This window comes from Psychrobacillus vulpis, assembly GCF_006861825.1.
Lineage (GTDB): Bacteria > Bacillota > Bacilli > Bacillales_A > Planococcaceae > Psychrobacillus > Psychrobacillus vulpis.
Genome location: NZ_VDGI01000012.1, coordinates 53,748 through 69,072, shown reverse-complemented (window position 1 = coordinate 69,072; position 15,325 = coordinate 53,748). Strand labels below are relative to the sequence as shown.

The window sequence follows — 15,325 nt, the reverse complement described above, 5'->3', positions numbered from 1 at the left end:
AGCCCTACTTCGATTAATTGTTTAGAGTAATTTCTGCCGCTAAACATGTATTTTCCATTAACATAGCAATCGTCATTGGACCTACACCACCTGGAACAGGTGTAATTTTAGAGGCAACTTCTTGAGCAGAAGCAAAGTCTACGTCGCCACATAACTTGTTATTTTCATCACGGTTAATCCCTACATCAATGACAACAGCGCCTTCTTTAATATAACTTCCATCGATCATTTTTGCACGACCTGTAGCTACGACTAAAATATCCGCTTGTTTCGTAAATGCATGTAAATCCTTTGTTCTAGAGTGACAATACGTAACAGTTGCATCTTTTTGAAGTAAAAGTTGTCCCATAGGTTTCCCTACAATATTACTTCTTCCAATAATAACAGCGTGTTTGCCTGCAACATCAACTCCACTGTACTCCAATAATTTTAATACTCCAAATGGAGTGCAAGGTAAAAATGTTTGTTGACCAATCATCATTTTACCAACGCTTTCTGGATGAAAACCATCCACATCTTTCTTAGGAGAGATTGCTGCGATTACACGATCTTCATCAATTTGTTTTGGTAAAGGTAATTGAACTAAAATGCCATGAATTTTATCATCATTATTCAATTGTTCTACTTTATGTAAAAGCTCTTCTTCCGAAACTTGCTCATCTAATTCAATAAGAACGGAATACATTCCTAACTTTTCACAAGTCTTTGTTTTATTGTTTACATATGTTTGAGAGGCAGCATTATTTCCAACTAAGACTACTGCTAAACCAGGTGTTACACCTTTTGCTTTTAAATCTTCTACTCTTTTTTTTACTTTTTCTGTAACTTGCGCTGCAATCTGTTTGCCATCGATAATACTATTCGTCACGATAAACGCTCCTTCATTTCGATACATTATTGATCTGTATATTTGGATAAAACTCCATTAACAAAACGGCTAGACTTTTCATCGCCGAAAACTTTACAAATTTCTAGTGCTTCGTTAATAACTACTTTTGCTGGAGTTTCTTCTGTAAATAATAGCTCATAAACCGCTATGCGAAGTACTGTCCGCTCGATTTTAGGTAGTCTTGAAAGTGACCAGTTCTCTAACTTTTCTGTTAACGAAGAATCAATTTTTTCTTTGTGTTCAATTGTTCCACTAACTAGCTGAGTTAAAAATGCATCTTGTTCTTCTGTCACATGACCAATTGCTTCCTCTATGGAAATTTCATGATTGTCTAACTGGAATAGTGCTTGCAGTGCTAGTTCTCTTGCTTTTCTTCGTTTCATTTTTTAGTTCTCCTTTAAATGTAACTATCTAAACTATAATAGCATATTTCTCTTTAGATTGCGTAATTGAAAGAAGAAAATAAAAAAAAGAGCCATCGTAGATTGGCAATTTAAGTCTGTAGTCAAACTGAAGAAATGAGTTGTTTTATAGTCTTTTATTTTTATATCGCATAGATCAAGTTTTTCGAACTTACTACTCGCATTCCGCCGGCGAAAGCCGAGGCAATTCGTCGCTATTCTGAGGGCAGTGAAAAAGTCCTTATAATTCGACGTTGCGGAATAAGGTTGCCCATATTTCAATAAATAAGAAAATCGTTGAAACGGCTCCCTTTCCGGAGGCCACTGAAAAACAAAAATTCAGAAAATAAAGTCACCACTTGAGAAGTATATTTGTATCAAAATTGGCATGACGTCCCCATAAACACCCTAAAAAGTGAAGGAATTATGGGATTTCGTTTTTATTTTTTGAAAAAAAGTGACTTTTTCAGTGGCCTCCCTTTCCGCGGGCGTTTCCTCAGCCTCCTCGCTTCGAGGGCACTGAAAAAGTGTCATTCAAATAAATTATCTATCAAATAGTCCTAAGAGAATTTAGTGCTTTGGCATTCGCTTTCCGCGGGCGAGCGACGAGCCTCCTCCTTCGCTCTGCTTCGTGCGGGGTCTCGTCTGTCTCGCTTTCCCGCAGGAGTCTCATGCGTCGCGCTAAATTCAAATGATATACAGCAAATAGTTCCTATAAAAATAATAATTTTGAGTTTTTCAGCGGCCTCCTCGCTTCGCTGCGGGGTCTTCGACTAACGCTATTCCCGCAGGAGTGTCGCCTTTTTCAACGACTTTCTAGAAATGAAAAAGTATTTATCTTAAAAATAGACAGTTTTTCAGTGTCCTCGCTACTCTCCGTTGGGTCTCGGCTGTCTCGCTTTTCCCATAGAAGTCGAGCGGATCTTCTACAAGCCAGTAAAATAAAGACCAATCGAGTAGGAGGGAGTGATTAACTCCCGTCCTCTCACACCACCGTACGCACGGTTCCGTATACGGCGGTTCAATTAAGATGAATAACGCAAGATTTCATAACGAGCTTGCAGACTTTTGAACCCTTGGTTACTCCAGTAGGAGTTGTTAAGGGCTCTGCTTAATATTGGACTATTGGAGATTCTCCAATAACCTTTGCGAGTATTTCCCCATTCAAATGCTTTTCCATCTGGAATACCTAATCGGATGAGATTTCTCACTTTGGTTCTGGGTTTCTTCCAATTCTTCCATAGACACATACGAAGTCTTCTGCGAATCCAACCATCTATTTCTCCGAAAATTAATTTCGTGTCCGCTAACGCAAAATAACCACACCAACCAATTAAATAACGATTTAGTTGTTCAATGCGATATTCCATTGGATACGGTTTCTTCCTGGAGGTGATTTCTCGGATTTTCTTCTTCATTCGTTGTAAACTCTCTTTTGCGATACGAACCTTTGGCTCTTTATTAGAAGTATAACTAAATCCCAAAAATTTACGTTTCCAAGGACGGTCCACGGCGGATTTCTTTTTATTTACCTTCAATCGAAGTTTTCTTTCAATGAATGTTTGGACACTTTCCATGACACGTTCGCCCGAACGTTTAGATTTCACATAAATATTACAATCGTCCGCATAACGGACAAACCTGTGACCTCTCTGTTCTAGTTCTTTATCTAGTTCATCTAGCACGATATTTGATAATAGAGGGCTAAGGGGACCACCTTGTGGTGTTCCTTCGTTTATGTCTAGTACAATCCCATTGATTAAAACACCTGATTGTAGGTATTTTCGAATTAACTTGAGTAGTGGTTTATCGTTGATTCTTTTCGCTAGTGTGCTCGTAAGTCTATCATGGTTCACCTTATCAAAGAATTTCTCTAAGTCCATATCAATTATCCAGCGATATCCTTCTTTTATATACCCTTTGGCTTTTCGAACTGCATCATGGGCACTCCGATTTGGTCGAAAGCCATAACTGTGCTCCGAAAAGGTTGGGTCATAAAGTCTTGATAACACTTGTGCAATGGCTTGTTGAATCAAACGGTCTGTCACAGTTGGGATACCTAGTAGACGCACGCCGCCGTCAGGTTTTGGGATTTCAATTCTGCGAACTGGCTGCGGTTCGTAAGTTCCCTCGAGTAACTGCTCTTTGATGGATAGCCAATTGTCTTTCATGTGCTGACGTAAGGTTTGTACGGGCATCTTATCGACGCCATGGCTTCCTTTATTCTTTTCTACACGTCTCAGTGCTTGGAGTAAATTCTCCCGTGACAGGATTTGATTCAACAGCATCGTTAGTTCTTCCTTCCTTGAATAGCTTGTCTTCTTATACCAGTTGTCACTCCACCCTCCGAGAAGCTCCACACGGGATTCACCGCTTCCTTCTTCCAGTGAGGTAGTACGTTTTCTGTGTTCATTGTAATCAACTGAATGCCAAGGGCTATTCTCTCTCAATTGCTCAGTCCTTCCCAATAGCTCTAGATCCATTGGTACTATGACCTCGGCTGACTTCTGATGGTTCAGCTACTTATCATTAAGTAGGTTATGAAGGGCACTTCACGTTTCCATCAGACCTCCCCGGGTAAGCGTATGCACTNCACGCTCATCCAAACAGACCTAGCCTTATATGAGATTCGTGTTCCTCGGACCGGAGATTTGCCGCCAGCTTCCTTCAGATTCCACGTCACCATGGACACCCTTGCTCTTGGCTAACCACTACTTCTGTCTTCGTGGCTCAGGACTTGCACCCTATAGTTCATACGCATGCCGGGCACATTTAAAAGGCAGTTGGAATGAGCTCATTCCAACTGCCTTTTGTCTTCAGTGTGAATATCCACTGTAAGATAACCTTCTAGACTGTTTGTTCAAATTGAACGCCAGTAATATGAACATTTACTTCCTTTGGTACTAAGCTTGTCATGTCTTCAATTGCTTGACGAATTTGTGTTTGAACTTCTCTAGCAACCGCAGGAACGGATGCACCATATTTAACAAGACAATATACATCGATAAATAATCCATCGCTTGTAATTTCGGTTTTTATTCCTTTTCCGTGCACTTTTTTACCTAAACGTTCCACCACACCAGCAGCAAAGTTTCCGCGAGTTCCCGCGATTCCTTCCACTTCGGTTGTAGCAATTCCAGCAATCACTGTAATTACTTCTGGTGCGATTTCAATTGTACCTAAACTTTCTTTTCCATCAGGAGTCATTTGAACAAATTTTTGCTCGTTTGTTTCAGTCATACTTTCCACTCCTTTTATGAATTAATTACATCGTATTTTTCTAGGAATTTCGTATCAAAATCTCCTGAAATAAAGACCTCATGATTCATTAATTTTTCATGGAATAAAATAGTTGTTTCAACACCATCTATTACAAATTCACTTAGTGCACGTTTCATCGTCGCAATTGCTTCCTCACGTGTGTCACCATACGTAATTAGTTTAGCAACCATAGAGTCATAAAAAGGAGGTATATTGTAACCTGGATACATAGCAGAATCTACACGTACTCCATTTCCACCTGGTGCAAGATACATCTCTACCTTACCTGGTGAAGGCATGAAGTTTTTTGCTGGGTTTTCTGCATTAATACGACATTCAATGGACCAGCCTTTAATTTTGATATCTTTTTGTTCGAAAGCAAGCTTTTCTCCAGCTGCAATTTTTAATTGTTGTTGTATTAAGTCGATACCAGTTACCATTTCTGTAACAGGGTGCTCTACTTGAATACGTGTATTCATTTCCATAAAATAGAACTTATTATTAATATGATCGAAAATAAATTCAACCGTACCAGCGCTTTGATAGTTTACTGCAAGAGCTGCTTTTACTGCAGCTTCTCCCATCGCAGAACGAAGCTCTTCAGATAGTGCTGGAGATGGTGCTTCTTCTACAAGCTTTTGCATTCTACGCTGGATAGAACAATCACGTTCACCTAAATGTACCGCATTTCCATGACCATCCGCTAATACTTGTATTTCCACATGTCTAAACTCTTCGATAAATTTCTCTAAGTAAACACCTGGATTTCCAAATGCAGCAGCTGCTTCTTTTTGGGTAATTTGAATACCTTTTACTAGTTCCTCTTCATTTCTAGCTACTCGAATTCCTTTACCACCGCCACCAGCAGTCGCTTTAATAATAACAGGGAAACCAATTTCTAACGCAACTTTTAGTCCTTCTTGTTCATCTTCAACAATACCTACAGAGCCTGGAACAACAGGTACTCCTGCTTTTCTCATTGTTTCTCTTGCGACGTCTTTTGTTCCCATACTCGAAATTGCCGAAGAAGATGGACCGATAAATGTTATAGCACATTCTTCACATAGCTCTGCGAAGCTTGCATTTTCTGCTAAAAATCCATATCCAGGATGAATACCATCGCATCCTGTAAGTTTAGCTACGCTAATAATATTTGAAAAATTCAAATACGAATCTTTCGATAATTTTGGTCCTATGCAATATGCTTCATCTGCTATTTGAACATGAAGTGCTTCACGATCTGCTTCTGAATAAACAGCAACTGTTTCAATATTTAATTCTTTACATGCGCGAATGATACGAACAGCAATTTCACCGCGATTGGCAATTAATACTTTTTTCATCACTCTTGCTCCTTTCTACGTTAATAAGAAAGCGAATCTTTCTTACTTTAATACTTTCTAGATTATTGGTGTCGGTCTATTGTTAAAATTACCGAACCATGTCCGCTTTTCTTATACACTTTTTACAAGGAACAAAGGCTGACCATATTCAACTAATTGTCCGTCTTTAACAAGAATCTCTACAATCTCACCATTTACTTCCGCTTCGATTTCGTTGAACAACTTCATCGCTTCTACAATACAAACGATTGAGTCTGTCGATACTTTGCTACCTACTTGAACGTATGCTGCTGCGTCTGGTGAAGACGATTGATAGAAAGTACCAACCATAGGCGAGGTAATTTTATGTAATGAACTATCTTCCACTACAACTTCTACTTTTTCTACAACTGTTTCTTTCGGAGTTTCAGTTACTTGTACTGGTGCTGCTTCTACTACTGGAGTTTGAACTGTAATTGAAGAGCTTTCCACTGCCGCTCCTGTAGTTGAAACAGAGCTTTTATCTTTCTTCTTTAACTTAATTTTTGTTCCTTCTGATTCATATGAAAACTCATCTAATGTGGATTGATCAATTAATTTTATTATTTCTCTGATTTCTTGTATTTTCATGTGATCTATCTCCCTTTTATATACTTAATTATTACTTACTCTATCCATTTTAGACGTTTTCAACCTAATTTGAAATAGCTAAGGTTTAAAGAATAAAAAAAAAGCGCCTAAACGGCACTTTTCTTGTGTTATTGGTCGTTAAATTTTACTTCAACATTATAGGCTTTTGGCCACTCTCGCTTAACAGCATAAACTATATCAGATGCTTTTTTCGTAGATTTCTCATTTGAAACAACATCGATTAATACTGAGTTATCTTCAATGCGTACAAGAGCATCGTCATATCCTAACGCTTTAATAATTAGCTCCAACATTGCTTCTGTAGAGTCTAATTTTACTAATTCCTCAATTTGAGTATACGCTTCATCTTTTTCTTCTGCTGTAAAATCATTTGAACCAACCTTTAACGTTAATTGTTCATGAAGTTTACTACGTTTATCTTGAACTTCCATTCTCATTTCTTCAAATGCATTACTTTTAGAAACAAAGGATTCTTCATTTGTTGAAGATGTTTCAACTAAATCAACATCCTCTAATGTATCATTTGAAAATAGTGCTATTCCATCAAATGGTGATGGCCGATCTGATATATAAAAAACTGTAATTACTGCAATTAAACTAATCAACGTTAAAAACCAAACAGATCTCTTTTTTATATTCATATTTTCAATCCTCCAATTCCATTTCTTCAATTACAATTCTATGTGGAGATATTTGTAAAACAGATGAAAGTGTCATCAATAGTTTGTTTTGTATGCGTTTATCGCTCGCTCCCTCCGCAACTACTAATATTCCGGTCAACTCCTCCTTGTTCCCTTTGCTGTCACTTGTCCATTGGAAAAATGAAACATCACTCTCCGTTTTTTCTCCAGAGCCATTCGCATAATGGAAATATACAGATACCTTACCTACACCGCTAATCTTTTCAAGTACAGACGAAAGGTCATTCGGTGATGGTGTTGTTTGTTGAATAGAATCTGCATTATTACCATTATTCGTATTGAACAGGCTTGAAAGAAGTAGACTAATGAATAGAACAGTTCCTCCTATTACAACAAAACGAAAAGTGGGTTTTTGTTTAAGTGTGATAGATCTTCACCCTTCTTTTCATTATGGATATAATACTTTATGCAGTTGAATCTATTTATATGAAGAGATTAGATACAATCCAAAATATTATCGCTATTTTTACGATAAAACCTATTTTCTCTTTGTCTATATGCTCCAATAGAATGGAGAATAACTCTCCGATAACAACAATGAGTAAGATACCGTATAAAATGGATTGTATAATTGTATTTATCCTTTCACGCTTATTAAGAGTTTTGCAAAAAGCATCGTTAAGATAATTGTGAAGAAAAAGGCAAACGCGATTAACACAGAAATAATGGAAAGAACAAAAAGTGTTTTTCCAATATCATCTAATAAACCACTTATATCCTTGTCTAAAAAAGGCTCTAACAAAGCTCCGAGCAAGCGATATAAAAAAGCTATTAATATCGTTTGGATTGTAGGGATTGATACTAATACAAGTACAGAGATGAGTAGAGCATTTCCTGTTACTACTGATGCAGAAGAAGAATAACTTTTCATCGTGCTAATACTTTCGGTTAATAGTGATCCGACAAAAGGAATGTTGTTTTGTATAAGTCGTTTAACAGATTCATTAACTGCTCCACCTACCGTCCAAGTAATAACACCATTCACGGTAATGAAAAAGCTATAAAGGACTAGAATAATAGAGGTAGTTCCAACCAAAGTTACTCTAATCAGATCAGATAGTTTGGTGAAAGAAGTGGTCGGATGAATTCGACTGATTAAGTCGAAGATAAATGCTGCCGTGATGGAAGGAATCAAAACTTTCTCTGCTAAAAATGCAGTGAAAGAGGCAAATAAAACAACGCCGGGATTCCATAATGTTACTAATAATGCGCCTCCTGAAACGGCAATTCCTGCTGTTAATAGTGGATACATTCCTAAAAACATAGTGACTAATTGACTTGTTAACGTTTGAATCAGTTCTAATGTCCGATAAGCAGGCTCTAAACAAAAAAAACAAATGATATAAATAAACAAAAACTTCAACAATCTTTTACTCTGTGGAATGAACCATTCTAAACAAAGAAAAATAAAACCAAATAATAGGATATACGTAAATGTTTGTACTACTTCTTTAACTGGCTCTAGTAATGTGGTGATCATTTCATCCATCGTGTTTCATTCCTTCAAGAAAGTAATCCCATTATGGAAAAAAATTTTTCATAAAATTGTTGCATATGTCTTAACCAAACAAGTACTAAAATAGCTTTTGTAGTAAATGTAATAATTGTAGCTAGGCTTGTATATTCATAGTCCGCTAAAAGCTCTTCTATTATTTGAGAAACAAATAATAGAATGACAGAAAATATGAGCAGCTTAAATACAGGTAAAAGGGCTGACGGGATGACGGAGATAAATTCTGTCGTGTAAGGGATGATGAAGGTCATCAATATATAATACAAAAATAAAATAATATAGATTGTATAAATAACTGAGTGAATTCGAGGATAGATTTCCTTCACTAATTGTAATAAGCAGAATGCTATGATTATCGTTACATATACAATCATTTGCTAACTCGTCATAATAAGCCATTCAAGAAATGTAGAAATTTCGTAGAAAAATAGTTTCAACAAACGTAACAATTCAATCGTCATATAAATATACCCGACAAAAAATAAAAAAAATGCAAATTCTTTTTTCCCTGTAGATTCAAAAAACAAGTGTAGTATCGCGATCAACAAGCCTATACCAGCTACTCGAAGTACATCGTGAAGTTCCACAATGCCTCCCCCTTCCATACAATGAGCATATGAAAGTGATAAGAAAATTATGAAAAAAAAAGATGCACAACAAACACCGTTGGCATCTTCCGTACTCTTTTACACATTATGAATTCAAGATCATCTAGGCGTAATGGCGTAGTAGTCATCCTCTCCAAAGCAATCCGAAAACGCTGAAAAAAAAGTAAACAACAGTCAGGCAAGTGCATTTACGATTAGCTTGCTTAGGAGTATATAGAAAAGTTTATACTTTCATAAGAAAAGCGCAGAGCGCCCTTTAAGTGCATCTTGTCTTCCTCGTTTCTAGCGCGCTTTGAACAGCAAGTCGGCCATCTTATTACCGGATATGCTTTATTTAAGAGGGACGAGAAGTGGCAAGCCACTTCTCATCCCTCTTTTTCGGTAATCCTTTGGCTGTCGTTTGTCCGACGCCCGCTTGAAATATTTCTTGAAAATCGTTGAAAAAGGCGACACTCCTGCGGGAATAGCGTTAGTCGAAGACCCCACAGCGAAGCAAGGAGGCTGAGGCAACGCCCGCGGAAAGGGAGGCCACTGAAAAAGTCACTTTTTTTCAAAAAATAAAAACGAAATCCCATAATTCCTTCACTTTTTAGGGTGTTTATGGGGACGTCATGCCAATTTTGATACAAATATACTTCTCAAGTGGTGACTTTATTTTCTGAATTTTGGTTTTTCAGTGGCCTCCGGAAAGGGAGCCGTTTCAACGATTTCCTTATTAATTGGACTATTGGACAAACCTTCTGGCAAAGTAGAATTATAGCGACTTTTTAAGTGCCCTTGTGCGAAGCGAAGGAGGAGGCTCGTCGCTCTCTCGCGGAAAGCGAATGCCAAAGCGCTAAATTCTCTTAGCGGCCATTTGATAAATAATTTATTGGAATGTCACTCTTTTGGCGCCCTTGCAAGTCTTTACTGACCCTAGTAAAAGTACTATAAACACAGGGTTCTAGTACCTATATACTTTCTTATCTTATAAAAAAAGAGCCACGCAAATGCGTGACTCCTAAAAAATATTAAGCTCTTGAAACGTATGAGCCTTCATCCGTATTAATAATAAGTTTGTCACCAACATTTATGAATAATGGAACAGTTACTACTAGACCAGTTTCAACGGTTGCTGTTTTAGAGCCGCCTCCTGATGTATCGCCTTTAATACCTGGTTCCGTTTCAGTAACTTCTAATTCAACTGATTTTGGTAATTCTACACCAAGTGTATCTCCTTGAAATTGAATCACGTGTATTTCCATGTTCTCTTTTAAGAATTTTAATTCGTACTCAATTTGAGTTTCGCTCAATTCAATTTGCTCGTAAGAATCTGTATCCATGAATACATATTGATCTCCGTTAGCATATAAATATTGCATTTTTCGATTATCAATTTGAGCTTTTTCTACTTTTTCACCAGCACGGAATGTTTTTTCATTCACAGAACCGTTACGTAAGTTACGTAATTTTGAACGTACAAATGCTGCACCTTTACCTGGTTTTACGTGTTGAAAATCAAGTACGCGATACAGAACTCCATCTACTAGTATAGTTAAACCAGTTTTAAAATCATTTACAGAAATCATTATTTTTCCTCCAAAATTAAGTTAAGATTAGTAATTCTTTTGTGGAATGCGTAAGTTTCTCAAGACCATTTTCAGTTACAATTGCGTCATCTTCTATACGAACTCCACCAATATTTGGCAAGTAAATTCCTGGTTCAATCGTAATAATCATACCTGGTTCTAGTGTAATATCAGATCGGAAAGATAATCCTGGACCTTCATGCACCTCTAAGCCTATACCATGACCTAAAGAATGCCCAAATGCTTCGCCGTATCCTTTAGAAGCAATATAATCGCGAGCAATTGCATCCGCTTCTTTCCCTGTCATTCCTGGCTTAACTTTTTCTAATGCAAGCAATTGTGAATCTAATACTACTTGATAAATTTCTTTCAATTTATCACTTGGCTCACCTACAGCAACTGTACGAGTAATATCTGAAATATAGCCATTATAGTAAGCACCGAAGTCTAATGTAACAAAATCACCATCTTCGATTACCTTATCAGATGCCACGCCATGTGGTAATGCTGATCTTACACCAGAAGCAACAATGATATCAAAAGATGAGGAAGTTGCTCCTTGTTTTCTCATGAAAAATTCTAACTCATTAGATACATCTAACTCCGTCATACCTGGTTTTATGTATGTAACGATATGATCAAACGCTTTATCCGCAATTTGACAAGCTGCCTTTATAATACTAATCTCTTCCTCCGTCTTAATCAAGCGGATTTTTTCCACTAAACCAGAAAGAGGAACTAAATCTGCTTTAATAGCTTGTTTATATAACTCATAGCTGCTATAAGTTACAGCATCTTTTTCAAAACCAAGTGAGTTAATACCCATTTCAGCTACTTGATTTGCAACTTCTTCTACTAATGTTTGTGTATGTTTTACAATTCGATAGTCTTTAATTTGGCTTGCGGCTTGTTCAGTATAACGAAAATCTGTAATAAATACTGCATCATTTTTTGAAACGATTGCAACACCAGCAGTACCAGTAAAGCCAGTCATATAACGTCTGCTATATTCGTTCGTAATCAATATCGCGTCTACACTATGTTCTTCTAAAGCTTTGCGTAATTTTTCAAGTTTCATGAATATACCCCATCCCTTTTCACTTAATAAAATCTATTATATATTTTATCATAGGAAATGATGTGGGTAAATTTTCATTTATTTAGAGGATGATCCTGTGCATGGAATATTGCTGACTCCATCATAAATCTTACTAAAATAACTATAATACACATGAATGGAATGGACATATGCTTTATCGTTTTTTCAAACGTATTTTCGTCTAAAATTACCCATTCTAAAGCTGTAGCTATAATAATTCCGAGAGCTAAACTACTAATGGAAATAGGTACTTTTATAAAAACTAAACTAATATAGTAAAATACAATACAAATACACCATATAACAATAAACAGTATTGCCCACTTCACAAATGTATGACTTGTATCAAAAGTTTGTAGTTGTTCTGTATACCCTATTGGGCTCCACTTGATAAAATGAAACAAGTCAATTATTTTCAATAAGATAATACAAACTAACGCTGCAACAAAACTAGTACTAATTGATAATCCCTTCTCTTTCATCTTCATTCTCCTTTTTTGCATTAGTTTGGTACTTCTTCATGATTACTAAACAAAAACATGGAAAATTTCTGAAATACAAAAACGCACACTGCCGAATGAATCATTCAGCGTGTGCGTTTTTTATAAGGTTATTTTACAAACCGCATTTTAGTTGCGCATTACAGTTTGTACATGTGTTACATCCGCCCATCTCTTCTACCGTACCTTTACGACAAACTGGGCAAGTGTTTCCAACTTCTGATCCAATCGTTACATTTGTTGAACGCAAGTCTTGGATTGTATCAATTAAAACAATTGGTCGTTTTTCAAATACTTTTTCTTCATGTGATTGATCATCAAGCGTATTTTCTTCCGCTTTCAATGTCAATACTTGAGAATCACGACTACCATCTACGTATACTGTACCGCCTTTAGCGCCACCGCGATATAGACGCTCATATACTGCCTCTACTTGTTCAACCGTATAGCCACGAGGAGCATTTACTGTTTTAGAAATAGAGCTATCAATCCAACGTTGAATAATACATTGAACATCCGCATGTGCTTCCGGTGCAAGCTCCATTGCAGTTACAAACCACTCTGGCAAATGATTTTCTTCAGCGTTTTCATTTGCTTGTAAGTATTCTTGTACAATATCCGCTTTTACTTCAATGAACTTCCCTAGACGTCCACTTCTGTAATAAGTGAATGAATAATATGGTTCAAGCCCAGTAGAAACGCCTACCATAGTACCAGTAGAACCAGTAGGTGCAACTGTTAGTAAATGAGAGTTGCGAATACCATTTTCTAAAATAGAGTTTCTAATTTCTTCAGGCATTGATTGCATAAACCCTGTTTCTGTAAATGCCTTACGTAGACGATTTGTTTCTTCTTCTGTTTCTGCAGTTAAGAACGGGAAACTTCCTCGTTCTTTCGCAAGTTCAGCAGAAGTTTCGTATGCAGCTATAGCAATAGTTTTAAATACCTCATCTACTAATACATTGCCGTCTTCAGAACCATACTCTTTTTCACAATAAATTAGTAAATCCGCTAGTCCCATAACTCCTAGTCCTACACGTCTTTCACCTAATGCTTGTACTTTATTTTCCTCTAAGAAATATGGAGTTGCGTCGATAACATTATCCTGCATACGTACACCAACACTTACAGTTTCTTTCAACGCTTCAAAATTAACTGTCTTTGTATCTTTATTTGCAAATTGAGCTAAATTAACAGCAGCTAAGTTACAAACGGAATATGGTGCAAGTGGCTGTTCACCACAAGGATTGGTAGCAACAACTTTTTGTCCATATGCAGTAGCATTTGTTTTTTCGTTTGCATTATCAATAAAGAAAATGCCTGGCTCAGCGGAATAAGTTGCACAAATATTAATCAAATTCCAAAGCTCTTTCGCTTCTACTGTGCGATATGTCCTTACTTCAAAGCCCATTTTTTCCCATTCGCGAACATCACCAATTTTATGCCAATGTTCGTTATAGTAAGCCATTTGCTCAGGAGTGTAAGATTCTATAGCTGGAAAACGAAGTTCAAAGTCAGTATCTTCTTCTACCGCCTTCATAAAATCATCCGTCAGAGTGACAGAAATATTCGCGCCAGTTAAAAATTCTGAATTGTGAACGGAGTAATTACCACCGTCACGAAGTTTGGCTTCTGCTTCACGAATAATTTCATTGCTAAAGCCACCTAGACCTGGGATTGTCTTATAATTTACAATTCCTTGGTACATAGCTTCTTCTTGCACTGTTAACGGTTTGAATTTTAGCTTGTCCTTCGCTAATTGTTTAATCGTTTCATCTTTTGTATTTTCAATTAAGAAACGTAATATACGTGGATTTTGCATCTTCGAAATAATGAATTCTGCAATATCAGGATGCCAGTCGGCTAACATAATCATTTGCGCTCCACGACGTGAACCACCTTGTTCGACAAGATGCGTCAATTTAGCTATATCATCTAACCAAGAAACAGAACCGGAAGATTTTCCGTTTACTCCACGCGCTAAAGTGTTTCGTGGTCGAAGTGTGGATCCGTTTGTTCCAACTCCACCACCACGGCTCATAATTTCCATTACTTGCTTACGATGATCACTGATTCCTTCACGAGAATCTGCAACGAATGGCATTACGTAACAGTTGAAATAAGTAACATCTGTTCCTGTTCCTGCTCCGTATAGAACCCGTCCAGCAGGGATGAACTTCAATGAAACTAATTGTTGATAAAACTTTTCAAACCATTCTGCACGCTTTTCCTCCGTTTTTTCGACAGATGCAAGACCTGTAGCATTTCGTTTTGCAATTTGTTCATAAAATACTTCAAGAGGTTTCTCTATAACATTTAATGAACGTTTCACAATTCCTGTTTCCATTTCGTTGCCGTCATCAATCGCACTTCGATAATCTTCTTCAATCATTACTTCTGCAGTTTTTGTCGATTGATCAATCGACACGATATACCCTAGCCCTCTTGCTGGAAACTTTGGATCTGCTTTTACAGTAAGGACGACAAAATCCCCCACTTTTAGTGTTTTTTTCGCTGTATCTTTAAAAGAGTAACGGTCAATCATGACCAAGCGGGAAACACCTTTGTGCGTCAATTTCATATCTGCTGTAATTGGGTGTACTTGTGGAAATAGTTCAATATCTTCGTTTAACTGTTCAATGTTAATGGTTGCATTATTATTCTGAGATGCTAATACCATCATATTGCCTCCCTTTATCCAAAAATAAAACACACCACATATGGTGTATGATTAATTTTAACCTTACTACATGTTGTGTTACTTTGCAAATGAGTGAATTTAATCTAAACCCATGTGTCACAGTAGTCAATG

General features: G+C 37.0%; 15 protein-coding genes. All 15 read right to left on the bottom strand.

The features are described from left to right. Window positions 1–13: 13 nt before the first annotated feature. Window positions 14–868 carry a bifunctional methylenetetrahydrofolate dehydrogenase/methenyltetrahydrofolate cyclohydrolase FolD gene (folD, locus tag FG384_RS11655; RefSeq protein ID WP_142642773.1) on the bottom strand — a complete coding sequence of 285 codons (855 nt, stop codon included), beginning with the start codon at window positions 866–868 and terminating at the stop codon, window positions 14–16. Window positions 869–894: 26 nt separating this feature from the next. Beyond that, on the bottom strand, window positions 895–1,272 hold the full coding sequence (gene nusB, locus FG384_RS11650) for a transcription antitermination factor NusB (protein WP_142642772.1): 378 nt from the start codon (window positions 1,270–1,272) through the stop codon (window positions 895–897). A gap of 1,043 nt (window positions 1,273–2,315) precedes the next feature. Next, the gene (ltrA, locus tag FG384_RS11645; protein ID WP_142642771.1) at window positions 2,316–3,578 is read right to left on the bottom strand and encodes a group II intron reverse transcriptase/maturase; all 1,263 of its coding nucleotides are present in this window, start codon (window positions 3,576–3,578) and stop codon (window positions 2,316–2,318) included. Window positions 3,579–4,137: 559 nt separating this feature from the next. Continuing rightward, a complete protein-coding gene (locus tag FG384_RS11640) occupies window positions 4,138–4,530 on the bottom strand; it encodes an Asp23/Gls24 family envelope stress response protein (protein WP_142642770.1) in 393 nt (130 codons plus the stop codon). Window positions 4,531–4,544: 14 nt separating this feature from the next. Continuing rightward, entirely contained in the window at window positions 4,545–5,894 is a 1,350-nt protein-coding gene (gene accC / locus FG384_RS11635; protein ID WP_142642769.1) for an acetyl-CoA carboxylase biotin carboxylase subunit, read from the bottom strand. Window positions 5,895–6,005: 111 nt separating this feature from the next. Continuing rightward, on the bottom strand, window positions 6,006–6,503 hold the full coding sequence (accB, locus tag FG384_RS11630; RefSeq protein WP_142642768.1) for an acetyl-CoA carboxylase biotin carboxyl carrier protein: 498 nt from the start codon (window positions 6,501–6,503) through the stop codon (window positions 6,006–6,008). Between the two features lie 128 nt (window positions 6,504–6,631). Further along, the gene (locus tag FG384_RS11625) at window positions 6,632–7,165 is read right to left on the bottom strand and encodes a SpoIIIAH-like family protein (RefSeq protein WP_142642767.1); all 534 of its coding nucleotides are present in this window, start codon (window positions 7,163–7,165) and stop codon (window positions 6,632–6,634) included. 4 nt (window positions 7,166–7,169) lie between these two features. Next, window positions 7,170–7,304, bottom strand: coding sequence for a hypothetical protein (locus tag FG384_RS20305; protein WP_276612763.1), 135 nt, complete (start codon window positions 7,302–7,304; stop codon window positions 7,170–7,172). Between the two features lie 498 nt (window positions 7,305–7,802). Continuing rightward, on the bottom strand, window positions 7,803–8,714 hold the full coding sequence (locus FG384_RS11620) for a stage III sporulation protein AE (RefSeq protein ID WP_142642766.1): 912 nt from the start codon (window positions 8,712–8,714) through the stop codon (window positions 7,803–7,805). A 14-nt stretch (window positions 8,715–8,728) separates the two neighbouring features. Beyond that, a complete protein-coding gene (locus FG384_RS11615) occupies window positions 8,729–9,112 on the bottom strand; it encodes a hypothetical protein (protein WP_142642765.1) in 384 nt (127 codons plus the stop codon). Between the two features lie 3 nt (window positions 9,113–9,115). Further along, window positions 9,116–9,325, bottom strand: coding sequence for a SpoIIIAC/SpoIIIAD family protein (locus FG384_RS11610; RefSeq protein ID WP_142642764.1), 210 nt, complete (start codon window positions 9,323–9,325; stop codon window positions 9,116–9,118). A 1,031-nt stretch (window positions 9,326–10,356) separates the two neighbouring features. After that, window positions 10,357–10,914 carry an elongation factor P gene (gene efp, locus FG384_RS11605; RefSeq protein WP_142642763.1) on the bottom strand — a complete coding sequence of 186 codons (558 nt, stop codon included), beginning with the start codon at window positions 10,912–10,914 and terminating at the stop codon, window positions 10,357–10,359. A gap of 16 nt (window positions 10,915–10,930) precedes the next feature. Further along, window positions 10,931–11,992, bottom strand: coding sequence for a M24 family metallopeptidase (locus tag FG384_RS11600; RefSeq protein WP_142642762.1), 1,062 nt, complete (start codon window positions 11,990–11,992; stop codon window positions 10,931–10,933). A gap of 74 nt (window positions 11,993–12,066) precedes the next feature. After that, window positions 12,067–12,495 (bottom strand): hypothetical protein, encoded by a 429-nt coding sequence (locus FG384_RS11595; RefSeq protein ID WP_142642761.1) that lies wholly within the window; start codon window positions 12,493–12,495, stop codon window positions 12,067–12,069. Window positions 12,496–12,628: 133 nt separating this feature from the next. Then, window positions 12,629–15,193 (bottom strand): vitamin B12-dependent ribonucleotide reductase, encoded by a 2,565-nt coding sequence (locus tag FG384_RS11590; protein WP_142642760.1) that lies wholly within the window; start codon window positions 15,191–15,193, stop codon window positions 12,629–12,631. Window positions 15,194–15,325: the final 132 nt, after the last annotated feature.

Excerpts from the sequence above, each read along its gene's own strand:
- FG384_RS11590 (WP_142642760.1), bottom strand. The coding sequence starts at position 15,193 with ATGGTATTAGCATCTCAGAATAATAATGCAACCATTAACATTGAACAG.
- accC (WP_142642769.1), bottom strand. The coding sequence starts at position 5,894 with ATGAAAAAAGTATTAATTGCCAATCGCGGTGAAATTGCTGTTCGTATC.
- nusB (WP_142642772.1), bottom strand. The coding sequence starts at position 1,272 with ATGAAACGAAGAAAAGCAAGAGAACTAGCACTGCAAGCACTATTCCAG.
- accB (WP_142642768.1), bottom strand. The coding sequence starts at position 6,503 with ATGAAAATACAAGAAATCAGAGAAATAATAAAATTAATTGATCAATCC.
- FG384_RS11620 (WP_142642766.1), bottom strand. The coding sequence starts at position 8,714 with ATGGATGAAATGATCACCACATTACTAGAGCCAGTTAAAGAAGTAGTA.
- FG384_RS11595 (WP_142642761.1), bottom strand. The coding sequence starts at position 12,495 with ATGAAAGAGAAGGGATTATCAATTAGTACTAGTTTTGTTGCAGCGTTA.
- FG384_RS11600 (WP_142642762.1), bottom strand. The coding sequence starts at position 11,992 with ATGAAACTTGAAAAATTACGCAAAGCTTTAGAAGAACATAGTGTAGAC.
- efp (WP_142642763.1), bottom strand. The coding sequence starts at position 10,914 with ATGATTTCTGTAAATGATTTTAAAACTGGTTTAACTATACTAGTAGAT.
- FG384_RS11640 (WP_142642770.1), bottom strand. The coding sequence starts at position 4,530 with ATGACTGAAACAAACGAGCAAAAATTTGTTCAAATGACTCCTGATGGA.
- ltrA (WP_142642771.1), bottom strand. The coding sequence starts at position 3,578 with ATGCTGTTGAATCAAATCCTGTCACGGGAGAATTTACTCCAAGCACTG.
- FG384_RS11625 (WP_142642767.1), bottom strand. The coding sequence starts at position 7,165 with ATGAATATAAAAAAGAGATCTGTTTGGTTTTTAACGTTGATTAGTTTA.
- FG384_RS11615 (WP_142642765.1), bottom strand. The coding sequence starts at position 9,112 with ATGATTGTATATGTAACGATAATCATAGCATTCTGCTTATTACAATTA.